The organism is Thermoactinomyces sp. DSM 45891 (assembly GCF_900119485.1).
Classification (GTDB): Bacteria; Bacillota; Bacilli; order Thermoactinomycetales; family Thermoactinomycetaceae; genus Baia.
The window spans coordinates 71,812-95,453 of sequence record NZ_FPJZ01000008.1 but is presented as its reverse complement, the minus strand read 5'-3'; the positions used below and the strand labels follow the sequence as shown (position 1 = coordinate 95,453).

General features: G+C 42.7%; 17 protein-coding genes, 1 other RNA gene and 1 other annotated feature. Of the genes, 5 read left to right on the top strand and 13 right to left on the bottom strand.

The window, feature by feature from the left end; genetic code table 11:
- Together BT147_RS08630 and BT147_RS08625 are read left to right on the top strand one after the other, a co-directional pair.
- The coding region (locus BT147_RS08630; protein WP_072333707.1) for a YncE family protein at nt 1–1,176 on the top strand (1,176 nt) is incomplete at its 5' end.
- 174 nt (nt 1,177–1,350) lie between these two features.
- Complete coding sequence (locus tag BT147_RS08625; RefSeq protein WP_072333704.1) at nt 1,351–2,679, top strand: replication-associated recombination protein A; 1,329 nt, start codon at nt 1,351–1,353, stop codon at nt 2,677–2,679.
- A gap of 40 nt (nt 2,680–2,719) precedes the next feature.
- On the opposite strand, the gene BT147_RS08620 is transcribed toward BT147_RS08625, so the two are convergent.
- From BT147_RS08620 to hisS, 6 genes are all read right to left on the bottom strand, one after another.
- Complete coding sequence (locus BT147_RS08620) at nt 2,720–2,971, bottom strand: hypothetical protein (RefSeq protein WP_072333702.1); 252 nt, start codon at nt 2,969–2,971, stop codon at nt 2,720–2,722.
- Nucleotides 2,961–3,596, bottom strand: a complete 636-nt coding sequence (locus tag BT147_RS08615) for a S1 RNA-binding domain-containing protein (protein WP_072333699.1) — start codon at nt 3,594–3,596, stop codon at nt 2,961–2,963. The genes BT147_RS08620 and BT147_RS08615 overlap by 11 nt, the downstream gene beginning before the upstream one ends.
- A 242-nt stretch (nt 3,597–3,838) precedes the next feature.
- Nucleotides 3,839–4,399, bottom strand: a complete 561-nt coding sequence (locus BT147_RS08610; RefSeq protein WP_072333696.1) for a 5' nucleotidase, NT5C type — start codon at nt 4,397–4,399, stop codon at nt 3,839–3,841.
- A 53-nt stretch (nt 4,400–4,452) separates the two neighbouring features.
- Nucleotides 4,453–4,632, bottom strand: a non-coding RNA gene (ssrS, locus tag BT147_RS08605) — 6S RNA.
- Between the two features lie 65 nt (nt 4,633–4,697).
- Nucleotides 4,698–6,485, bottom strand: a complete 1,788-nt coding sequence (aspS, locus tag BT147_RS08600) for an aspartate--tRNA ligase (RefSeq protein ID WP_072333693.1) — start codon at nt 6,483–6,485, stop codon at nt 4,698–4,700.
- A 3-nt stretch (nt 6,486–6,488) separates the two neighbouring features.
- Nucleotides 6,489–7,772, bottom strand: coding sequence for a histidine--tRNA ligase (gene hisS, locus BT147_RS08595; protein WP_072333690.1), 1,284 nt, complete (start codon nt 7,770–7,772; stop codon nt 6,489–6,491).
- Between the two features lie 89 nt (nt 7,773–7,861).
- Nucleotides 7,862–8,099, bottom strand: a binding site (T-box leader).
- Between the two features lie 144 nt (nt 8,100–8,243).
- Between hisS and BT147_RS08590 the strand changes: the two genes are divergently transcribed.
- The 3 genes from BT147_RS08590 to BT147_RS08580 all read left to right on the top strand — a co-directional run bounded on the left by BT147_RS08590 (nt 8,244) and on the right by BT147_RS08580 (nt 10,759).
- The gene (locus BT147_RS08590; RefSeq protein WP_072333687.1) at nt 8,244–8,618 is read left to right on the top strand and encodes a DUF423 domain-containing protein; all 375 of its coding nucleotides are present in this window, start codon (nt 8,244–8,246) and stop codon (nt 8,616–8,618) included.
- 206 nt (nt 8,619–8,824) lie between these two features.
- Nucleotides 8,825–9,991 carry a Tle-like phospholipase domain-containing protein gene (locus BT147_RS08585; protein WP_072333684.1) on the top strand — a complete coding sequence of 389 codons (1,167 nt, stop codon included), beginning with the start codon at nt 8,825–8,827 and terminating at the stop codon, nt 9,989–9,991.
- A 21-nt stretch (nt 9,992–10,012) separates the two neighbouring features.
- Complete coding sequence (locus BT147_RS08580) at nt 10,013–10,759, top strand: hypothetical protein (RefSeq protein ID WP_072333682.1); 747 nt, start codon at nt 10,013–10,015, stop codon at nt 10,757–10,759.
- A gap of 260 nt (nt 10,760–11,019) precedes the next feature.
- On the opposite strand, the gene BT147_RS08575 is transcribed toward BT147_RS08580, so the two are convergent.
- The 7 genes from BT147_RS08575 to BT147_RS08545 all read right to left on the bottom strand — a co-directional run bounded on the left by BT147_RS08575 (nt 11,020) and on the right by BT147_RS08545 (nt 23,594).
- Complete coding sequence (locus BT147_RS08575; protein WP_072333679.1) at nt 11,020–11,790, bottom strand: hypothetical protein; 771 nt, start codon at nt 11,788–11,790, stop codon at nt 11,020–11,022.
- A gap of 182 nt (nt 11,791–11,972) precedes the next feature.
- Nucleotides 11,973–13,982 carry a transketolase gene (gene tkt / locus BT147_RS08570; RefSeq protein ID WP_072333676.1) on the bottom strand — a complete coding sequence of 670 codons (2,010 nt, stop codon included), beginning with the start codon at nt 13,980–13,982 and terminating at the stop codon, nt 11,973–11,975.
- Nucleotides 13,983–14,054: 72 nt separating this feature from the next.
- Nucleotides 14,055–14,519, bottom strand: coding sequence for a D-aminoacyl-tRNA deacylase (gene dtd, locus BT147_RS08565; RefSeq protein WP_072333674.1), 465 nt, complete (start codon nt 14,517–14,519; stop codon nt 14,055–14,057).
- Nucleotides 14,520–14,527: 8 nt separating this feature from the next.
- Nucleotides 14,528–16,708: a RelA/SpoT family protein gene (locus BT147_RS08560; RefSeq protein WP_072333755.1), complete on the bottom strand. Its 2,181-nt coding sequence runs from the start codon at nt 16,706–16,708 to the stop codon at nt 14,528–14,530.
- Nucleotides 16,709–16,863: 155 nt separating this feature from the next.
- The gene (locus tag BT147_RS08555; protein WP_072333671.1) at nt 16,864–17,205 is read right to left on the bottom strand and encodes a hypothetical protein; all 342 of its coding nucleotides are present in this window, start codon (nt 17,203–17,205) and stop codon (nt 16,864–16,866) included.
- A gap of 80 nt (nt 17,206–17,285) precedes the next feature.
- Nucleotides 17,286–20,525 (bottom strand): UvrD-helicase domain-containing protein, encoded by a 3,240-nt coding sequence (locus tag BT147_RS08550; protein WP_072333668.1) that lies wholly within the window; start codon nt 20,523–20,525, stop codon nt 17,286–17,288.
- 21 nt (nt 20,526–20,546) lie between these two features.
- Entirely contained in the window at nt 20,547–23,594 is a 3,048-nt protein-coding gene (locus BT147_RS08545) for a PD-(D/E)XK nuclease family protein (RefSeq protein ID WP_072333665.1), read from the bottom strand.
- Nucleotides 23,595–23,642: the final 48 nt, after the last annotated feature.

Genomic DNA, 23,642 nt, shown 5'->3' with positions numbered 1-23,642 from the left:
CCTCAAGGAGACACAGGGCCTCAAGGAGACACAGGGCCTCAAGGAGACACGGGACCTCAAGGAGGCACGGGACCTCAAGGAGACACAGGACCTCAAGGGAACACGGGACCTCAAGGGAACACGGGACCTCAAGGGGACACAGGACCTCAAGGGAACACGGGACCTCAAGGGAACACAGGACCCACTGGAACAAATACAACTCCTATCCCATTGGTTTATGCCGCAGGTGGGAGCACCGTAATTACTAGCGATGCTAGGACGAATCAAATCATAGCTACGATTACCTTAGGATCGCCTCTCGGAAACGCAGACGGAGAAGTAGATACCATTAATAATTTGGTTTACGTTAGTGGAGGGGCAAATGTTTATGTCATTGACGGAATAAATAATACCATTATTGATACTATAACCCTCTCAGGTACCACTCCCACCATACGTGGATTAACGACGACAAACAAAAATGCTTTATACGTAGGCGATTGGAATAACAACCGGGTGAATGTTTATGATGTTTCTAGTTTCCCTAGTACATTCATAGCCTCAATCCCGGTTGGAACTAATCCATTAAAGATGGGATTCAATCCTTTAACGAATCTACTCTACGTTGCCAATGGCCCTTCATCAGCCTCAGCCACAAGTTCAGTATCTGTTATTGATACGACAGCTATGAATGGTGGAACGATTGTTTCAACTATTACCATTGGAACCAATGTTCAAGCACAAGGAGTTAGTGTCGATGCGCAAAATAAGTTTGTTTACATTGGCAACTTCCGATCTATGAACGTTACTGTAATTAGTACTGCAACAGGGGCAGGCGCTATCTATTCAACCATCCCGGTTGGAACTAATGTTACGGAAGTAGCTGTAAATCCGATGACGAAAAAATTATATATTCAAAGATGGAACACTACCGTAGGCGTTGGAGTGGCGGATGTATCAAGCTTTCCGACTACGGTAACGACCCTTATCCCAACTGGGCAAAGTTCCGATGGTATTTCACTCAACCAATTCCTTACACCGTATCAAAATTCATTTGCGGCTAATCTGGTTTATTCTCCATCCCCAGTTGCGAATCAGGTCTTTGTTATCGATCAAATGATAGATACCGTTGTGGGCACGATTCCCCTTGCTGGAGCACAGTGGAGTGGCGTAAATCCTTTTGGTCAAAGTTTGTAAAACGACCAGTAAATTTCCTTAAAAGAAATAGTTTCGTATAAACACTCCCAATAAGCTCTCTTTGGGAGTGTTTTCATTATTATGTTTTCGAATCCACTCTTGATTAAACAGTTTGCTCGAGGATCTATGTTATATTAGAACCAAAACGGAGAAAAGCTGGAGGGGAATCTCTACATGGATCTATTTGATTATCAGCAGGCTTTAACATCCAAGCAACAGGGACCTCTTGCTGCTCGTATGAGACCTCGAAATTTTTACGAATTTGTTGGACAAGCCCAGATCGTTGGAGAAGGAAGATTACTACGTCGCGCCATCGAAGCCGATCAACTATCTTCGATTATTTTACACGGTCCACCAGGAACTGGAAAAACAACAATTGCTAAAATCATCGCCGAATCTACACAAGCTCATTTTGAACAGCTAAATGCCGTTACAGCAGGGGTAAATGACTTACGCCAAGTGGTAAGGTCTGCAAAAGAACGCCTAGGAATGTATGGGACGAGGACGATTTTATTTGTAGATGAAATCCATCGTTTTAATCGTTCCCAGCAAGATGCACTCCTGCCTGATGTCGAGGAAGGTACGCTTATTTTGGTCGGGGCGACTACAGAAAATCCTTCTTTTCAGGTAAATGCCGCTCTACTATCACGCTCCCTCATATTTCAATTAGAACTTCTTAATGAAGAAGAACTTAGCCAAATCATCCATCAAGCCTTACAGGACAAAGAACGAGGCCTAGGAAATGTTCATGTACAGATCGATGCAGATGCCTGTAGTCACCTTGTACGGATGGCAGATGGGGATAGCCGCCGTGTGCTAAATGCGCTAGAGATGGCAGTTATGACCACAACACCGAATGAAGATGGAATACGCCATGTCACCTTAGAAATAGCAGAAGAGTCGATTCAGCGCAAGCATGTTCGCTACGATCAATCGGGGGATCAGCATTATGATACCATCTCTGCCTGGATCAAGAGTATGCGTGGTTCGGATCCAGATGCATCCCTCTACTATCTTGCCAAAATGATCCTAGGAGGGGAGGATCCTCGTTTTATCGCGAGAAGAATCATGATTCACGCCGCAGAAGACGTGGGGATGGCTGACCCCAGAGCTCTACTCATCGCCTCAGCCGCCGCCCATGCCGTGGAACTAGTTGGGCTCCCTGAAGCCCAAATCCCGCTAGCCGAAGCCGTCATCTATCTCGCTACAGCTCCTAAAAGTAACTCAGCCTATACAGGAATCAAGCAAGCTCTTGAAGCGGTAAAGAAAGAAATACGTGCAGAAGTCCCTCATCATCTACGTGACAGTCACTTCCCAGGTGCAAAGTCACAAAATCGCGGGACAGGGTATCAGTATCCACATGACTTCCCTAGGGGATACACCCCGCAACAATATCTACCGAACGAACATCTCGGCAAGTCGTTCTATCAACCGAGCAATCATGGATACGAGCAGAAATTGGTTGAGTTTATGCGTTGGATGAAACAATCTAGCGACTCCTAAGGAAACAAAAAAACAAGCGTTTCTGGCGCTTGTTTTTTTGTTAATCTTTTGCAGTCATATACATATCCTTACTTATTATCGATTTAATAATAAATTTCCCGTTTTCTTTTACGCAAGGGAACCGCAAGTCGCCACTTTGTATATATCGATGATCTCTAGTATCTAGAATAACTCTTCCTCCTTTGGCCAGTTGAATAATGTCTTCAGGAGTTAACTCCTTTTTTAATCGATCTGTGCGCTCTGCTGCGTGGTACGTAGTTATAAACTCTGACTGGTCTAGGCTAAAGATCATCCCTCATTTGTTTCTCTATTTCCTTCACTAGATACAAAGATAGATCTGCCTCGAAAACTTTTAACGCCTCCACCAAACTCATCGTAAAGGCAAACACACCCTTTTCATTCACTAAACTTTGTACTTTCTCCTTACTTTCTGGGGATAAAATCCCGACCACCTTAGATAAATAATTGAAAATTCTCTGTATTTCCTCTGGCGGTTTTGCACTACTACTTTCTATAATATCATCACCCGTAGGCAGTCCATTTTTTAACTTCTCCAGAGGAGAAAGATAAAAACGATTCTCATTGACTTGCGGTGTCTTTTTTAAATTAAGATGAAGTGTACTAAGCTCAATTCGGAAATCACTGTGAATTCTAATAATTTTCGCATTAATAGTCATCCCGACTTCAAGAAAATCATGTATATCCTCAATATATTGATTTGCTATATTCTTTATATGAATCAACCCTGAGTATTTCCCACCCTCTAACTCCACAAAAGCTCCATAGGAAGCAATAAACGTAATCGTGGCATCAATATAGTCTCCCACATTGTATGGGGGTGGTTTTGCTAGATCTGTGGCGAGAGAAGTTTGTTGTGTAAATTCTTCTATCCTCTCATCCAATGATTTTTCAGCCATAATATATGGCCTCCTTTCATGATTAACTATACATCCTTACATTAAAGCGATAATAGATAAAAATCAATATGAAATATGAAAATTTACCTTATGTTTATTTTACCAAAAATGCTTAAAAGTTTCTATTTTAATTTGAAAATGAATATTTTATAATTTATGAAACAATGCGTATATTCATGAAAGCATACGAGTCCTGTCATTTCATTTGTTGTCCCGCATGCTCTCCGCTTGGTTCTTCGATATTAGAGCTGTGTTATGTATTCATAGACTTGGCGCCAATCGGTAACCCGAGGAATTTCCTTCGAATATTGGCGGTTATAAGGTGCATCTACAATCATCGTATGAACGTTCTGTTCTATCAGTCGATCTAGATGATTAGGAGCATCTTCAAAGAATAAATCGATTCCTAGTTTTAAAGCTACCTTTGCCTTATCTATCGAACTCATGATCAGGCGATCGCTTTGATAGGGAAACTCATTCTCACGTAACCAATTCTTTGTTACCTCTTGAATGTTTGGGAGACCGGGTCTGGCGGTGATATAGTAAATCTCATGCCCTTCCTTCGATAACTGCTGCAGCACTTCCCTAGCATGAGGTAGCGGAACGCCTAGTCGATAAATTTTTTCCTCCAGTCGTCTCCAAGTCTTACGACCTTCCTCTGGCGTTAATCCATATGCTCGATCTAGATAAAATTCAGTAAGATCCTCAGCTCGTATCTTTTTATGAAACTCTTCATTATAAACGGTGACTGCAGCTTGCTTCGTGTCTTTTATCGTACCATCAATATCGACACCCAATTTCATCTATACTCACTCCGAATCCTAGTTAACAAGCATTTCTGATACATATGTACAAAAAAAGCCCCATTATGCCGTGGCACCGCAATTTTGAACCTGCTCTCTAGCAGGTGGGTGCTCTGCAGTGAGTCTCAAGGTTCCACCTAGATGATGGCTTCCTTTCCAAACACTGACACAAGCTCCCGCAGTAAAAATGTTGGCTCAAAATTACGGTTTACACACGAACATCTCAGGGATTCTTTATTAAATCTATATTACCACATCTACAAATAAGAGAACAAGTACAAACGCATCTAGCTACAAGTTATTGTGACCCTTTTTCCTTCATCTTAACCGCAATATGAAGATCATCCAATTGTTGCTCATCTACATCGGAAGGAGCGTTTGTCATCAAGCAGGAAGCACTAGAAGTCTTTGGGAAAGCAATAATTTCACGAAGGTTGGTCTCACCTGCTAGAATCATCACAATCCGATCAAAGCCGAGCCCAATTCCACCATGAGGCGGTACACCGTATTCAAATGCCTCTAATAGGAAGCCAAACTTCTCTCTAGATTCCTCTAGAGTCAGCCCTAATGATGCAAAGATTTTCTCTTGTAGCTCCCGTTCATAGATCCGCAAGCTACCACTTCCTAATTCATATCCATTCAGCACCAAGTCATAGCAGACTGCACGTACTTTTCCTGGGTCTGTCTCCATCAAGGAAATATCCTCTTCCATCGGGCGAGTAAAGGGATGGTGCATCGGCATAAATTGACCTGTATTCTCATCATACTCATACATAGGGAATTCGGTAATCCAAGCAAAATGATACTTACTTTCATCAATGAGTCCTAGCTCACGACCTAAACGAGCGCGGATTCCACCTAATGTGGCGGCTACTACACTTGATTTATCTGCAACGAAAAATAGTAAATCTCCTTCTTCCACCCCTGCTATTTGTGCAATGGAAGCAATCTCTTCTTCTTTTAGTGCTTTTGCAATGGAGCCTTTTATGCCGTCTGGCTTCCATGCTAACCATGCCAGTCCTTTTGCACCCAATGATTCAGCCACTTTGCCCCAGCTATCCACTTCTTTTCGGCTCCAATGCGCTTGCCCTTTTACATTGATCGCCTTCACCTGTCCACCGCTTCTAAGCGTACTTGCAAACACTTTAAACTCCGTGCCAGCAAGCACTTCTCCCACATTAATTAACTCCATACCAAAGCGAAGATCCGGCTTGTCACTCCCAAAACGCTCCATTGACTCTGCATACGGAATTCGTTCAAATGGAGCGGCTACTTCGACTCCCTTCACCTCACGCAGAAGAGTAACAAACATTTCTTCCATCATTTGATAAAATTCCTCTAGCTCTAAGAAGGAGAACTCTAAGTCGATCTGTGTAAATTCAGGTTGACGGTCTGCACGCAAATCCTCGTCACGAAAACAACGTGCAAACTGGAAGTAACGATCGAGTCCACCCACCATACACAATTGCTTAAATATCTGTGGCGATTGAGGTAGTGCATAAAATTGACCCGCGTGTACACGACTTGGTACTAAATAATCCCTAGCCCCTTCTGGCGTACTCTTCGTCATGATCGGAGTCTCGATTTCAAGAAACGCATGGCGATCAAGGAAGCGACGTACGGATTGCATCGCTTTATGACGTAGAACGAGGTTTTCTTGTATCTTTGGACGACGAAGATCCACATAACGATGTTTTAAACGGATCGTTTCATCGACATCAATGTTATCTAGGATTTGAAAAGGAGGCGTCTTTGCTGTGCTAAATACTTGAATAGCAGAGGCTTTTATTTCAATTTCTCCTGTTGCCATGTTTTTATTAATCGTCCCAGGGGCACGCAATGCAACTTGGCCTGTTACAGATAATACGTATTCGCTACGTACTTGATCCGCGACTTGAAACGCTTCTGGTGCCGTCTCAGGATGGACTACTACTTGGACCTGCCCGGATATATCACGGATATTTAGAAAGATGAGTCCACCCAGGTCACGGCGTGAGTGTACCCAGCCATTAAGGGTAATCACCTGCTCTACATGCTGTGTTGTGAGTTCGGTTGCTTTATGTGTTCGTAGTACGGGCTTTGACATCGATCATCTTCCCTTCCCTGTTTGAATGTACGTAACGAGTTGATCGAGAGAAACGGCTTCTTGCATTCCCGTTTCCATATTCTTCACTTGAATCAGATTTTGCGCGAGTTCGTCTCCACCTAAAATGGCCACAAAGCGGGCTTGTTCACGATCGGCCGCTTTCATCTGTGCTTTCATCTTCCGATCCAAGTAATCTCGTTCGGCAGAAAGCCCCGCTCTTCTAAGCTCAGCAAGTAACTGCATAGATTTCGTTTTCGTAGCTTGATCCAATGTAACCATGTAACAGTCAAGACGACTGAGTTCGGGAACCTCCACTTGTTGCTCTTCTAATGCTAATAGAACTCGCTCAAGCCCGATCCCGAAGCCTACACCCGGCATATCGGGTCCGCCCACTTCCTGTACGAGTCCATTGTAACGGCCGCCGCCTCCAATTGTGCTCGCCTGTGCCCCAGGGATATCTACCATGTATTCAAAAGCGATTTGTGTATAATAGTCTAATCCACGAACCAGACGGTCATTTTGCACGTAGTTTACACCAAGTATGTCTAGATATTGTTTTACAGCCTCCAGATTCGCAAGGCTTTCCTCGCTGAGATAATCTAAGATGGATGGTGCACCCTTCGCAATCTCTTTGGTACGTGGATCTTTGCTATCTAAAATTCGCATCGGATTTCGATACAAACGGCTTTGTGCATCTTCAGCTAATTCTTCTTTATAGGGTTCAAAGTAAGCAATTAAGGCTTCAAAATAACGAGCACGGCTCTCTGGATCACCTACGTTATTGATCTCAACTTGAACTCCTTTTAGGCCTAGCTCTTCAAAGAATTGCATTCCGAGTGCAATCACTTCCGCATCAAGCGCAGGATCAAAACTTCCAAAGGCCTCTACACCTAGTTGATGAAACTGACGATATCTTCCTACCTGTTGCCGTTCATAACGATACATAGGCCCCATATAGAACCATTTGGTTGGTTGTGGCTGTGCGTATACCTTATGTCCCACAAACGAGCGCACAATCCCTGCTGTTCCTTCTGGACGTAATGAAATCGAGCGCCCCGCACGATCAGTAAAGGTATACATCTCTTTCTCTACGATATCAGTGGTATCTCCTACACCCCGTTCAAATAGCTCCGTATACTCCACGATCGGGGTACGAACTTCTTGAAAATGAAAACGTTCCGCGACATTGCGAGCTGTGGATTCTACAAAACGCCACCACTCCACTTGTCGCCATTTCTCTTCATCCTTTGGCATGACATCAAACATGCCTTTTACGATTCTGCTCATGTGAATGCCTCCTTACCTTTTTCATATTCAATTCCTTGCCTTTATCTGGGAACAATAAAGAATCTCTCGTCCCTGACAAAGACAACTTTGTCAGGGACGAGAGATTCTTTATTCCCGCGGTACCACCCTAATTGAAAGAACCCTAAACAGCTTCTTTCCACCTCTTACCCGTTATCGCCGGGACCGCGTCTATGCTTACTAACCAATTGCGTTCAACATAGAACCTCCAGGTGTCTTTCATCTTCATATCACAGAAGGAACCTTTCAGCCACGAGTCCCCATCTCTAACTGCTCACTTGAAGATTACTTTCCGTTCATAGGTCAGATATTCAAAAATAAAATAGTACACCCATTATAGGATTGCCAAAAAGTGATGTCAAGGATGATATACAAAATCTTTCGGTTTTCTCTGATAAGTAAGTGTGTTATATTCGGTTCAAACGAATACATAGACGAAAGGAGGCGCAGTTCATGCGACTCTTTCTACTCCTAGGTAGTCTTAACATGGCTTTAAGTATTGCTTTGGGTGCATTTGGTGCACATGGTTTAAAAGGAAAAGTAGCTGAGAAAATGATTGCCAATTGGAATACAGGCGCTCATTATCACATGATTCACGCTCTGGGGATGCTCATTGTAGGGATTTTGCTGTCTAAAGTTCAGGATTCAGGGATGTTGACTACTTCAGGCTGGCTTATGTTAGTGGGTGTTGTTCTATTTTCGGGGAGTCTTTATGTGATGGCCGTGACGGGTGTAACAAAGCTAGGTGCGATTACGCCGATTGGTGGGCTTGCATTTATTATGGCGTGGATATTAATGGCAGCTGTGGCTTATAAGCAGTTTAGCTAGAAATATGCGGGAAAGATGGAGATCTTTTGATTCACTCGATAGTACATAATCAATTGCTTAGTCTCCCAGCCTTTCCCTTTTTAATTCAGTTTTCAATAATAGGAAAATTGTAGTTTCATGATAAATATTAGGATAATTTCATTTGAATAACAGAGGGCAGTATACTGTCCTTTTTTCACTGGAGTTGAAGGGAGAAGATAACATCTATGCCTATGCGAAAGATAATTAGACTTGCACTAATCCAGATGATTATTTTACTAAGCTTTGGATTTGTGGGGAACGGAGTAGCACATGCAGAGTTTATAGACCAAACCCCTATAAATGGAGAATTTCGGGAGGATCTAGCAGGTACATCTACAACGAAAGAAAAAGGATTTTTGGAAAAAGCAGGAGATTGGCTCTCTAACAAGTGGGATCATGTTAAAAAAGCATGGACGGAAATCACATCTTTTATATCGAATGTCTTTGATAAGCTGTCTAATATAATAGATAGTATTCGTATGGGAGATTTTACATTAGTCGTGTTGGGAGCTCTCACAGCCGTTGCATGGTGGAAGCGTGAAGTAATCGGCGATGCGTTTAGTAGCTCACCGATAGCTGCTCGACCTTATGGAGAACTAAAAAACGTGAAGACAAGCGATCAACAAATGGCAATGATGAACCAGCTTGTGTATGAAGATGAACTTACTGATGAGATGGTGCGAGATAAGCTAGGAAAAGATTGGAGAATTGGTGAAAAGTATAGTACGGGTAATGATATGCAGGCTATAGCCTTTATTAATATAGAAACTCGAGAAGTAGTCATTTCTTACCGAGGGACACAACAGATGAAGGACTACTATTCGGATGTTGTGCTTGGTTTAGGAGTTGATAAGTTAGTTCCACAAAGAGGGCCTGCGCTCAAGTTTGCTCATGGTATACTTAACAAACCAAATTATAAGGGATTTCAATTTTCTGTTACTGGTCATTCCTTAGGTGGATATTTAGCTAATGAAGTTGCTATGGAGAAAAAGATTCCGGGTATCACTTTCAATGCACCTGGAAGAAACTACAATCATACCAGCCAGAATCCTAATTCTATAAAGTTGAGACAGGAAGAGATAGTAAAGATGAAAACTAAACATAAGGGTTTAGTTCGAAACTATACGAATGAACGCGACGCCATAGGCTCAGTTGGATTCAAACCAGGTGAAGCATATGCAATAGAAAGCGGAAAAGTTGTTTCTGTGGAGGGTATACGAAGTGGGGATATCAGTAGAGGAATCAATGATCATGGGATTGCCGTATTCACAGGGGAATCAGATACTCAGTGTCTCAATACTCCATACGCCAGCCTATATGGAAAGAATAACGGGAATATCGTTCCTAGATAAGAATGTGGAGGATGTGATACTGTGTTGAGGAAATGGAAAAAACAGGGGTTACTGTATGGGGGTTTAGCTATTCTATTCCTACTAATGGTAAGTGGATGTAGCCTTTTTGCGAAAGATACATCTAAAATAACCCCAGATGAAGAGCATAAGGTGAAGGAATCTACAGTCCAATACATTCAAGAAAAATATGGGAAAGAATTCGTTATTACAAAAGTAACAAAAGGTCGTATTTTAGGTGACTACAATATCCATGGTACAATAAAAGATGGCAAAAACACACCTGTTTTCGTCGGATTAGAACCACCTAAAAAATTTTCGGATACGTATGTAGACCATTTATTTACTGCTGAATTAAGGCCTTCTATTAAAGAATTGGCAACAAAGATATTTGATTTAAGAACGATGGAAGATAATTTTTCATTTGGATATCGTGATGGTGTCAAAAGAAAATATACTCATGAGATTCCTTCTGTATTTGAAGTGTTGAAAAGGGGCGATAAGGATTTACGTTTAGATGTTGGGCTTCATGTCTATAATCAAGGTGGACAAGCACAAGTCGCTGTAACGAAGTTTCTTCAAGAGTTACAAAGGATGTATTTTAATAAAGTAGCTGTAACGATTTACATATATGATGACCAACTTAAATCAACATCGAAGAAGGAAGATCCCGGAAACTATATGCTATTAAGATATATCATCACTAATGATGATATCCAAAAATTGAATGTAAATGATCTTGAACAATTTAAAACAGTGATCAAAGAGTAGGGATTGATAAAGTGAAGGTTCGAGGAAAAGGAGAGTTTGTTCGATCCTAGCGATCCTGCTTAGCGTAGTCATCCATAGTATGGGGCGCTTTTGGTGCAACATGTCTGAGCGTTCTGTGCGAGTGCACCTGCCCCGACGGAGGATGACGGGGCGGGCATCTCCATTTCTCTGCGGATCGGTATCTAAGCAGTATCGAACAAGACTCCCCCCGATCACCCAATAAGCCGTTATCTAGCTTTCTGGACATAGCATATAAAACCCTATAGCTTTCCTGGACATAGTGTATAAAGCTCTAACACGCTACTTTCTACCTTCGCATCCGAGTACATCTTCTCAATCTCTTCTTTTGCCTTTTTAGTTAGGCATTTTCCCGGTTTCAATCGTTCTGGTATGTTTTGCTTGATCTGTTCGTTCATGTATAGGATTGCCTTAGCCCGTTCTAGGCGATTGGCGGTGATGAAACCGTCTGTCTCTTTTTGTTGAATTTTATTGCTAAGCGACCAACTCCACAGATCTATTTTCTCCCCATCTTGAAAGGTGACATAATATTCTGGGTGAAAGCCATTTGATTCGTTGGATCGAAACCCAGCATAAACCTCTTTGATATCAGTCCATTTATATTGCTCCGTCTGAATACCAAAAAGACTAGCTACATTGATTCCAGATTGGTTCACGGATACATGGGTAGTGGTATCCCATATTGACAACAGGAGACAGACAGCTAAATAAATTCCCACTTTCCGTTTATACTTTTTGTTCCGAGACTGACCAGATCGTTTTTGTTCACGAGTAGGGATGGCAGTTACAATTAATCCCATTATTAAGAGTGCTAGAAGGATCGTCACAATATTCCCTGTCGGACTTCGATAATAGAAATATAGGTCAGTACTGTTATGAAAGAGTAGTCCCTCGATCCACATAGAGCCCAGCCAAACTACAAGAAATGGGACGAAGATTAAAATAACCCCCGTTACCATCCACTTTACAATTCGGAATACGATTCCAATGAAATCCTTTAATTGATCACTCATCCTTTAAACCCCTCTAAAGATCAGGAGCATCTATCTGCTTGAGTTACTCCGATCCTCTCTGTAATCGCATTCATATGGTAATAAGCATACCATAGTTATCTAGTATAAGTTGACTGATCCGTACAAAAAAGCGCATCCCATTAAAGGAGATACGCTTTTGTCTCATCTTCACAAATTGATCCTTATCGAGAACGAATGCGATGGAACTTCTCCACAACATTTCCTACATTAAACCCAAAACGTTCCATCACAAGGTTACCTGGTGCGGATGCACCAAATGTATCGATCCCGATCACTTCACCTTGATCGCCAACGTACTTGTGCCAACCCATGGTGTGAGCTGCTTCAATCGCCACACGGGCACGAAGGTTTGATGGTAAGATCGCTTCTTTCTCATCAGCAGATAGAAGATCAAAGTTTTCACGACAAGGCATGCTGACCACCCGTACATGAACACCCTCTTGTGCTAATTGCTCTTGTGCTTCAATCGCAAGGCTTACTTCTGAGCCTGTTGCAATTAAAATTCCCTCTGGTGTTCCATTTTTTGCTTCTGACACGATATAAGCGCCTTTTTCAATCAGTTCTTTACCTTTTCCAACAGATCCTTCTAAAATCGGGAGGTTTTGGCGCGTTAAAGCCAGAACGACTGGATGTTCTGTTTGGCTTACGGCATAAGCCCATGCGGCCGAGGTTTCGTTAGCATCAGCAGGACGAATCACTTTTAGGCCTGGGATGAGACGAAGGGATGGAACTTGCTCCACAGGCTCATGGGTAGGTCCATCTTCCCCAACAGCGATGCTATCATGTGTAAATACATAGGTAACCGGCAACTTAGAAAGGGCGGCCAGACGAATAGCTGGACGTAGATAGTCAGAGAATACAAGAAATGTAGCCCCAAATGCTTTTACACCACCATGTAGTGCTAAGCCATTCATAGCTGCTCCCATTGCATGTTCACGAACGCCGAACCAAACATTACGGCCTGCGTAATCTTCAACATGGAACACTCCAGCGCCTTTCATCTCGGTATTATTGGAAGATTTCAAGTCAGCAGAACCACCGATTAGGGTAGGCACAGATTTCGCAAGACCTTGTAGCGCATTTCCAGAAGCAACCCGAGTCGCAAGTGCTTTATCCCCCACCTGATAAGTAGGGAGAGATTGGTCCCATCCAGCAGGAAGTGTCCCTGCAAATGCTGCCTCTAATTCCCTAGCAAGCTCTGGAAACTCCGACTGATACTTCGCGTACATCTTCTTCCATTCAGCATGTTTTGCTGTATAACGTTCCATCGTTTCAGCCAGATGAGCCCGCACCTCTTGTGGCACATGAAAATCTTCTTCATGCTCCCAATTGTACGATTTACGAGTCCCAGCAATCTCTTCTTTTCCGAGTGGCTTCCCGTGTGCTTCGGAAGTGCCTGCGCGATTGGGACTACCATAACCAATCACGGTTCGTACTTCGATCATGGTTGGACGTCTAAGGTCCGCTTGCGCCTCTTCAATCGCCCTTGATATCGCTTCTGTATCATTGCCATCCTCAACACGAATCACTTGCCAACCATATGCCTCGAAACGTTGTAATGTCTTTTCAGAGAAGGCATGATTTAGTTCGCCATCTAACGAAATGTCATTGGAATCATAAAGACAAATTAATTTACCGAGATTCATATGTCCAGCCATGGAGCATGCTTCGGAAGCAACCCCTTCCATTAAATCACCGTCGGAACAAATTACATAGGTAAAGTGGTCCATCACTGGATAGCCATCTTGATTAAAACGTGCTGCTAGATGAGCCTCTGCCATCGCCATTCCCACAGCGGTCGAAATACCTTGACCCAGTGGTCCTGTTGTAGCTTCTACGCCTGGAGTATGTCCGACTTCAGGATGCCCGGGCGTTTTACTTCCCCATTGACGGAATTGCTTTAAGTCCTCGATCGATACGTCAAATCCATAAAGATGTAGCAAACTATAGAGTAGTGCAGAACCATGACCTGCTGATAAAACAAAGCGATCTCGGTTCATCCACTTCGGATCTTTTGGATCTTGATTTAAATAGTTATTCCACAAAGCATATGCCATTGGGGCAGCTCCCATTGGTAATCCGGGATGCCCTGAGTTTGCTTTCTCAATTTGATCAATCGAAAGCAATCGAATGGTATTAATCGTATGTACATCAATATGATTTGTTGTCAAGTCAGACAACCTCCTTGTAACTGTTAAAACTCTACTCTTAGCTTAACTCACGCTAAGCTCCCATATCCATTATCAACTTAATTTCTTTTTCACAAGATCATGGCTATCTAATAAAATTGTCACAGGACCGTCATTATGTAGCGATACATCCATCATCGCACCAAATATGCCTGTCTTCACTTCAGCTCCATAACTACGAAGTTGTTCATTAAATCTCTCGTATAAGAGATTGGCTAACTCAGGTCTAGCCGCGGCCATGAAACTAGGGCGCCGACCTTTTCGACAATCACCGTATAAAGTAAATTGAGACACTGATAAGATGGCACCACCTAGATCGAGTAAGGATCTATTCATCTTCCCTTTCTCGTCTTCAAAGATTCTCATACGAACCACTTTTTCTGCTAACGTTTGAATCTCTTCTTCACCATCATTTTCAGTAATACCAACAAGCAGTAGGAGCCCCTGATCGATGGCCCCTACTATTTGATCGTCGACAGTAACGCTCGCCTTTGAAACACGCTGTATGACAACTCGCATAAAATCCCTCACCCTTGTTGGAACATTCTCTGCACGCTAATTACATCTGGGACACGCTTGATTTTTTCCACTACGTTTCGCAAGTGTTTGCTGTTTTTAATGGAAACGGTTAGGTGAATCGCGGCAAAGCCTTTGCGGTGCACCCTAGCCACAACTCCGAAACAGTCCGCTTTTTGCTCAGAAACAGCTTGCAAGACATCATTGAGAAGACCACTCCGATCAAACCCTGAGATCTCAATGTCCACCTGATACGTTCGATTCGGATCATCCGTCTCCCAGATAACCTGAATCCCCCGTTCTGGTTCAATCGTTTGGATATTCGGGCACTCTAGACGGTGCACCGATACGCCTCTTCCCCGAGTAATAAAGCCGGTGATCTCTTCGCCTGGGACTGGGTTACAGCAACGAGAGAGCCGAATCATCACATTGTCAGCACCTACAACGGTTACACCCGGCCCCGAACGATAAAACTTTTTCGGCTTCATTTCGGGTAGGTTCGCGATGGCTTCCGCGATCGTTGGAGCTTCCTCTTCCCGTAATCCATGTGTGAGGCGCCTATATGCTTCATGAGCCGAAATACCACCATATCCCACTGCAGCATAAAGATCATCTGATTCATTCATATTAAACTTTTTACTCACTTCAAGTAGACGGTCATTCTTTAATACTTCATTACATTCGAAGTGATTCTTTTTCAGCACCGCTTCGATCATCTCTCGCCCTTTGGCGATACTTTCTTCTTTGCGCTGTGTCTTAAACCAACTGCGAATTTTATTTCGTGCATGCGAAGATTTTACTAACTTGAGCCAGTCTCTACTTGGACCAAAGCTATGTTTACTCGTAATAATTTGTACTTGATCGCCAGTTCGCAGTTTATAATCGAGAGGAACAATCTTGCCGTTCACCTTAGAGCCAACACACTTATTACCGATTTCAGTATGAATTCGGTACGCGAAGTCCAGTGGCACTGAACCTGCCGGTAGCTCAATGACATCCGATTTAGGCGTAAAGACGAAAACAGTATCTTTAAACCAATCTCCTTTAATGCTCTCCACAAACTCCTGTGCATTATTGGAGTCGTTTTGTAATTCCATCATTTCACGGAACCAAGTTAACTTTTCGTTAAAATCTTGCTCTTTCTCAACGCTTGTCCCTTCTTTATATGCCCAGTGAGCCGCGATCCCGAACTCTGCTGTCTTATGCATCTCTGTCGTTCGAATCTGAATCTCAATTGGCTCGCCCCTTGGGCCATGCACCGTAGTGTGAAGGGATTGATATAGGTTGTTTTTCGGCATCGCAATATAATCCTTAAAACGTCCTGGCATCGGGCGCCACATTGTATGAACAATCCCGAGTACAGCATAACAATCCCGCAGTGACTCCACAATCACTCGAACAGCCATTAAATCATAGATCTCATTAAATGGTTTATGTTGGAGAGTCATTTTACGATAGATGCTATAAATATGTTTAGGCCTGCCTGAGATATCCTCAAGAGGAATCTGGTACTTCTCGAATCTTCCTTTTAGCGTTTCGATAATCTCGCTTAAAAAATGTTCCCGCTCCGTTCGCTTTTTCTTCATGAGAGAAGCAATTCGGTAGTAAGCTTGCGGCTCTTTATAGCGTAGGGAAAGATCTTCTAACTCCCATCTAATCTTAGAAATCCCGAGACGATGGGACAAAGGAGCAAATATCTCCAACGTTTCCTCTGCATACTCGATCTGCTTCTTCTCCGACATATGCTGAACAGTACGCATATTATGCAACCGATCCGCTAGCTTGATAATCACTACACGAACATCCTTCGCCATCGCAATAAACATTTTGCGATAGTTCTCAGCCTGATGTTCTGATTTAGACATATATTTAAAACTACGCTTTAATTTGGTTAGCCCATCCACAATAAGAGCAACCGCATCACCGAACTGCTCTTGAATTTCTTCTAATTCTACGTCTGTATCTTCCACCACATCATGCAACAGCGCTGCGATGAGGGTAGACAGATCCATCTTCAGCCCCATTAAAATCTCTGTTACAGCGACTGGATGGATGATAAAAGGGTCTCCCGATTTTCGCATCTGACCTCGATGCGCTTCCTCGGCAAACCGATACGCTCGTTCTATATGGACTAGGTCTTCTTCAGCAAGATAGGTTCTTCCTAGGTCCATCAACGGGTTAAGTAGGTTCATCCAGTCATCACCACGCTCCCGAAATAGTTTGCTTATCATTATCTTATATCCACTTGTAAATGTAAAGGAGGGTTAATGGCTGAAGATTCGTGATATTTGTATATAAAAAAGATCTGGAGAGAATATTTCAGATCTTTTTTATAACCTTATTCTATCTATGTGACATCTCGGATCGGCTTAGATTGCTTTCTCCATGAGAGGTGGAATACACTTAAAATCACTGCGGCCAAGGAAATCATAACGTTTGAATAAACTTCATCAGTCGTTTGAGTCATGACTAGACCCGCTATGATTCCTCCGTAGGAAGACCATTCGAAGATCGTCCGGAACATCTTCCATACTTTCCAGAGGTACTCTTTTATGAATAATTCATTAGGAGAAAACAACTCCATGATTAATAGTACAACTAAACCGCCCATCCAAACAACGAGCGAAAAAATGATAATCCATGCGAATCCTGCTAGTAAGTTCTGAAAAAAATCGGTAATCATTGACAAAACGACGACTCTCCTTTAAATCATACATACCATTCATTATCCGTGACTTTTTTGCATATTTCAACGCAAGAGACGACTATTCACGAATTTGTGCTTATTTTATCGCACAGCACGTTATATTCACAGTATGAACAATTCTTGCTTGGTTTCGTCGGCCAATTAAACATTTTTCTTTCTAATTGAAAAAAGGAACGTGTATTTTCAAGGAGACTCTCCGCATGATGCCACCACTTTGTATCGATCTTTATCTTCTCTTCATGATTACAATCGAGAAAATAGAGCGTAACGCCGTTTATCTCCATCCCTCGCGCACGCCACGCTAACGAGTAAAGTTGTAATTGCGGTAGATAAAAGGCTCTTTTCTCTGCAATATCCTCCACTTTCATGCGATCCGTTTTAAAGTCAATAATCTCCCAACCACGATGCTGGTCTTGTAATAACAAATCAATTTGGCCACTTATCCGAAATCCAGGTGTCACGTATTGAAACGATTCTTCTGTTAATACCTTTTTAGACTCTGCAATCCTCTGAACCACATAGCTATCTAAAAACCTGATTCGAATCTGCTCCAAATCTGGCTTTAAACCTTCTATTTCACGAGAATTCAGGCGAAATATGTAGACAATTTGATCAAACCAATCTGGTTGTAGCCAGAGCCGCTCAGTTGAAGAAACTGTTTTCTCACAGAGATAATGAACGATTTCACCTCGTCGATTTCCTGAGATGGAAGGAACAGCTAGCTTCTCTTCTCCTCTTTCAACATCGGGGGTGGGCACCTGCAAAATACGATGATAATAATATTTCCTAGGACAATGAACCAACTCTTTCCAATCCGTCACACTAATTAGAATATGATTATATTTCCCGAGAGGGATCGGCACAGTAAATGGAGTTTCTGATGGATCAAAGGTATCTGATCTCCGAGAATCCTCTACAAGTGGAGGAGGAGCGGAAAGCGTATCCTCATAAAGAATAGGTAGAGAATCACAGCCAAATAAAACAAACTCTCTCGGCTCAGCTTCCTCCATTTTGAGGATTCGTTTAAGCCAAGAAGCTAAGTCCTTTTTAGGTGTAGCCTTCCCCTGATGCTCTGGGAAACTAAGGAATAAATATTCCTCTGCCCGAGTTACAGCTACGTAAAGTAAGCGCATCAACTCTTTCCATTCTAATTCATCTTCATAAAAGACAGCTTCTTTCCAGCGAGGAAATTCGATTTTCGTCTTCGTGTAACTTTGCTGCTCAAGATGATTAAATCCTTTTATTACTAAACCCATCGTAGGATGAATTAACGACGAGTCACGACTAACAGAGACAGGCGAAGCGTTCCATAGATTAGGCAGAAAAACGATTGGAAACTCTAACCCTTTGGATTTATGAATCGTCATAATTCGAATAACATCTTCACCTTCATCCCAAATCTCCTCCTCTGGTTCTTGATTGGTTTTAGATTGGTACTGTTCCATTTTCTCTAGAAATCCTTCCAGTGTAAGGAGAGTGGGATCGGATTCCTTCTCCCATACTTGGCACCATTTCTCTAAGTTAAAAACAGCCTGTGCCCCGTTTGGTAATCCCCAGAGAATCGTCGTATAGTTACTATGCTCTATAACCCATCGAATCAATTGGCCGGGTGTACGCCGGAAACTCATTCGCCTAAGAGACTCATATAAAAAACAAAACGTTTGTAATCGCAACTGATCATTTTCGCTTAAAATCGATTGATCAAGCCAACTTTGTGGCACCCCCTTCCATCCTGTTTTAAGGGCAAGTCTGGTAATCCCTTCATCACTTAGATGGGCAAAAGGCGAACGCAAAGCTCCTACCCAATTTTCTGCATGAGCAGGCGTTAAAACAGTAGCAAAAAGATAGAGAAAATCTTGAATCTCTTGAGTCTCATAGAAACCACTTCCTCCTACGATCCGGACAGGGAGCCCTTGCGATCGAAGAATTTGTTCATATAAAGTCGCATCATTCATTTTCCTTAATAGAAGTACCATATCACCATACTGAAAATCAGACCGCAATCTCTTAATCTGATGACTTATGAGAATCGCCTCTCGCTCAACTAGCTTCTCGTTATCTAAATCCTTACTAGAAAAGGAGATCAATTGAACAGGATCGTCTCTATCTTGGTCGGATCTAGAAGCTTGAATCAAGCGGAACTCATCAACTGGAAAAGCATGTTGACATAATTGATTGCTAAACTGAACAATCCCAGACTGAGAACGGTAGTTATGTGTTAGGGACAGATTCCGATCCCCTTGGCTCAACCATTCTTTTTGTGTTTTGATAAAAATCGAGACATCCGCACCACGAAAACGATAAATAGACTGCTTCGGATCTCCTACTACAAATAAATGCCTATTCGCACCTAATGGTTCCGCCATGATAAAATCCACCAATCGTTTCTGGAGACCATCTGTATCCTGATATTCATCAATCATTAAAGATTGAATCTGTTTTTTTATACGCATGCGAAATGATGTGTCTTTCTCTAGCGCTTCAACCACCATCTGGACCAAGTCTTGATAGTCATATCGTGCCTTCTGCTTTTTTAGGAGCTGATAATATACATGAATCTCTTGCAAGTAGAACAGTAGGATTCGAGTAATCATTTCTTCCGACTCCCTACTTAATTCATTTTCTTCTGAGTGATCAAGGTTAAATCGTTGGAGGCTCTCTGTCGTACAGTCTACCAATTTAGAGAATGCCCATCCCTGATTCCTCCACTTCCGAGACAACTCCACTAGCATCGCTTCTGCCCTTGTCCATCCCATTAACGAGAGGTAATATATCCACCACTCACGTTCGATCGTACTTCTCTGATGAAGCAAGTCAGATGAGGAAAGAACATGGACAACTGCTTGTTCCAAAAGTCGATTGGCTTCCCATTCTTCTAGCACTTGAAAAAATGGATCTACGCCTGCTTGAACGGGTTCTGCCGACAAAATCAATTGGCAAAATGAATGAATGGTGTAAATGTGAGCTTCATCTAAGCATTGACGAACTTCATTCCATGATTGAACCTCTTCGTCGTCTTCTTTTTTACCTAATCGTTCGATGATCCGATCCATCTCTTTCCGTAAGCGATCCCGCATCTCCGTCGCCGCTTTTTTCGTAAATGTGATAGCCACTATTTTACGAAGATTAGATGGATTCATACCAAATTGATACAAAGTATACACAAAGCGTTTCACCAGCACACGAGTCTTCCCAGCACCAGCCCCTGCCATGACAACACACCGATCCTGCTTGCTGAGCACTGCTTCCTTCTGTTCCTCTGACAGTGATTCACAGATGAGTTCCTCTATCCACGTTTCCAATCGTATCCTCCTCCCACTCTCCTATTTTGGGTCTCGATATCGACAAAATCGCTTTGCTGCGCAATATGACGGACAGCTCCAAGTTGGCTTCACCTCCACTTCTCCGGTGCGTAACGCCTGAATCTGTTTAGCTAACATACTTTTTATATGATGATGCACCTCTGACCATCGCTGTGTATCTAATCCCTTAACAGATCGATGAATGTTTGCTTTCTGCTGGGCAAAACCTGCTTTCCATATCCCCAAAGACCTTCTTTCTGATGTATAAAACGCCCCTCCTATCATTTGTTCCTCTGAATATCCAAAACCCTCCTGCAATACCCATAGATAGAGTGGAAGCTGAACTGCTTTTCCTTCATACAGCTCTTGAAGTGTAGGGAGATTGTTACCCGATTTATAGTCATATACAACAAGATGTTCTTCGTCCATATCCACTCGATCCATCTTCCCTCTGACCTGTATCTTCATATCCTCAGTCAACGAGAGTGTAACGGGTTCCCTTTTTGAATGAGGATCCACATGTTCCATTGAATCCATGGGAAGGCCAAATGACAATTCAAGGAATGTGGGTTGAAGCGGGTGCTTCTCCCTTTCCCCCTTTCGTCCTTTTTTTTCTAGTCCAATAAACTGCATAAGCCTCCTTATTTCTTTTCTCTTCTCGATTTCTCTGACGAGTGGTGGATAGTGTTGAAGCTCGTCCTTTAATATTTCATCGAATAAGACCTCCACATCAGCCTTTGAAAAGGCAAAGGCTTCCCAACCCTCCCTTTGTTCTTGGAATCTTTTGAACAATGCATGTAAAAAGGTGTGTATCACATTACCCGCAACCATTCTGGACAATCCTCTACCTTGTTGCTCGCGTGATTTCACATTCCAGACCCTCTGAGACAGATATCGAAATCGGCAACTCATCAACACATCGAGCTCAGAAGCGCTCCATACTTTTGTCGCCAGCACACGGGAAAGCAGATTCTCTTCATCGCTGTCTAGCAATCCAAACCATGGTGAAGGCATCTGGGCACTCCTTGATCGAGCAATTCGAATCTCCTCTTTCAATTCTGATCCGATTCGATCCAACCATGCAATTGGTTTGTAGACCGATTCTTTTGCGATGGCACACACCATATCCTTGGAGCGAATCCAGCAACAGGGAGATAACATGTGCTGATTTGACTTCGATTCATCATCGTACTCTGGCAAGCATTGAATCACTTCTTTAATAAAAGGAGATGGATTAAGTAGATCACCCGTGTCGCTACGTACGGAATAAGAGAAAACAACCTGATCTTGAGCACTCATAACCGCCATAAGAAACGATAATTTCTGTCGTTCTCTGATATGGTCCGATGCGAGTAGCCAGATTGATTCTGTATTCAACTCCCTACGTAATTGATCTGGAAATAACCAATCATCTTGGTAAGCTCCGGGCCAGTTCTTCTCTTCACATCCAAGTAAAATAACTTTGGTAAAAGGCTGGCCACAAATCATATTAGCCGCTAGTAAACGTACCCCACCATTTTCTTCTGGATCAATCACTAATTGAATACTGGATAGCCAATTTGTCACCTCTTGGGCAAAATCACGGAAACTCCAGATGGATGGGCGGCTGTTCGTCTCACCCTCACTCATCTCCTGACACCACTGCTCTATCTTCATCCACAGGCGCTTATTTTCGATCCAACCTTGTAATGATTCATCATCTCGAAAAACCGTAACGTTCGGACGTAGACGAACAGCCGCCCATGACCCGAACCATGAATACCAATCTAACTCTCGATTTGCTTCCGGAATTTGTCCGATCCATCTCCATAACTCCAAGACCTGTTCTGCATATTGTGGTTCTGCTGCTTCTAGCCAACATTGCAGCATTTCATCAGTATAGTAGGTTTTCCTCCAAGATTGCTGAAATTCGTCCAAAGAAGTTAGCACAATGCCAGCAGAACGTGATAAAAAAGGAATCACCGTTACATCACCATCTCTACAAGCAAAAGCAGAACGTATTACTTGTCCCATACATTGTTCCATCCCAGATTGAACACGTGGCAACTGAAACGGAACTCCTGCTTCCGTTGCTATCCTTCTTACCAGAGGTGCGTATAGATCCCATTGCTCTGTCACGAGTACCATTTGATCCCCTGGTATATGGTTACGAAGCATCCATTCCTTCACTTGTCGAATCGCCCGTCGAACCTCCAATACCTTGTGGTTGGCCTGCCAGATTTGTACGCTGTCATCAGATTTCACGAAGGGTTGTACCGTTCGATTCGAGACAAAGAGTGATTTCTTTAGATGTTGTAGTGCGGTTTCTGCATTTATATCTGTAGATAAGACGTAAGCCTTGCCGGTTGTGTAGTCAATGATCTGAAAACCAACATTCTTCAAACGCTGTAACGTAGCTTTTATCGATCGAAAGCCCTTTCGTTTCCGGTCATATAGGAGATGGAATTCAACCGTAGCATTACAAGAAACCAACCCTGATAGCAAGCTTTCTTGGATATAGTGTAGATCATTGAATTGCTCAAAAATAAAGACTTCTCTTGTTAGGTCGCATTCTTTTAGTCCTTCTAATAATGTCAAATACGCTTGTTCTTGATCTAACCAGTTATATTGTTTCAATTTTTGCTGATATCGTTCATACAAGCTCACGAGTCCTTGAGCTAACTGATTTTCCTGAGGTAATATTCTCCTTAAGCGTACGGGAAGTACACCCGCCCTCTTCACTTCCCCAATCCATTTCTCCAATTTCATAATCCAAGAAAAGGATTCAACGGTAAGCTCTTGCCACTGTGTAAACCAGCCCTCCTGAATCCCTTCGTTCATACAGGTTTCGATACATTTATATCGAAAGTGTGAGCTCTTCATCTCCCGACTATGTTCACCCATTCGCATCACCATTTGATCCATGGTCATTACTTGAATGGAGCTAGAGAAAATCTCAGAACGATAACGAGATACTAGTTCACTACTAGGAAACACATACGTTATACGCTTTGCTTCCATATATTCCTTTGCGAAGGTCGCTAAACGTCCCGTTCGTTCGATGGGGTGAAGAGTAATCATTCCGGACATCTAAATCCCTCCATCCTTATTATTCCAGTATAGCCTAGTCGAATTAGT

Coding starts and splice junctions, on each gene's coding strand:
- BT147_RS08625 (WP_072333704.1), top strand. CDS start 1,351: ATGGATCTATTTGATTATCAGCAGGCTTTAACATCCAAGCAACAGGGA.
- BT147_RS08620 (WP_072333702.1), bottom strand. CDS start 2,971: ATGATCTTTAGCCTAGACCAGTCAGAGTTTATAACTACGTACCACGCA.
- BT147_RS08615 (WP_072333699.1), bottom strand. CDS start 3,596: ATGGCTGAAAAATCATTGGATGAGAGGATAGAAGAATTTACACAACAA.
- BT147_RS08610 (WP_072333696.1), bottom strand. CDS start 4,399: ATGAAATTGGGTGTCGATATTGATGGTACGATAAAAGACACGAAGCAA.
- aspS (WP_072333693.1), bottom strand. CDS start 6,485: ATGTCAAAGCCCGTACTACGAACACATAAAGCAACCGAACTCACAACA.
- hisS (WP_072333690.1), bottom strand. CDS start 7,772: ATGAGCAGAATCGTAAAAGGCATGTTTGATGTCATGCCAAAGGATGAA.
- BT147_RS08590 (WP_072333687.1), top strand. CDS start 8,244: ATGCGACTCTTTCTACTCCTAGGTAGTCTTAACATGGCTTTAAGTATT.
- BT147_RS08585 (WP_072333684.1), top strand. CDS start 8,825: ATGCCTATGCGAAAGATAATTAGACTTGCACTAATCCAGATGATTATT.
- BT147_RS08575 (WP_072333679.1), bottom strand. CDS start 11,790: ATGAGTGATCAATTAAAGGATTTCATTGGAATCGTATTCCGAATTGTA.
- dtd (WP_072333674.1), bottom strand. CDS start 14,519: ATGCGAGTTGTCATACAGCGTGTTTCAAAGGCGAGCGTTACTGTCGAC.
- BT147_RS08560 (WP_072333755.1), bottom strand. CDS start 16,708: ATGAACCTACTTAACCCGTTGATGGACCTAGGAAGAACCTATCTTGCT.
- BT147_RS08545 (WP_072333665.1), bottom strand. CDS start 23,594: ATGTCCGGAATGATTACTCTTCACCCCATCGAACGAACGGGACGTTTA.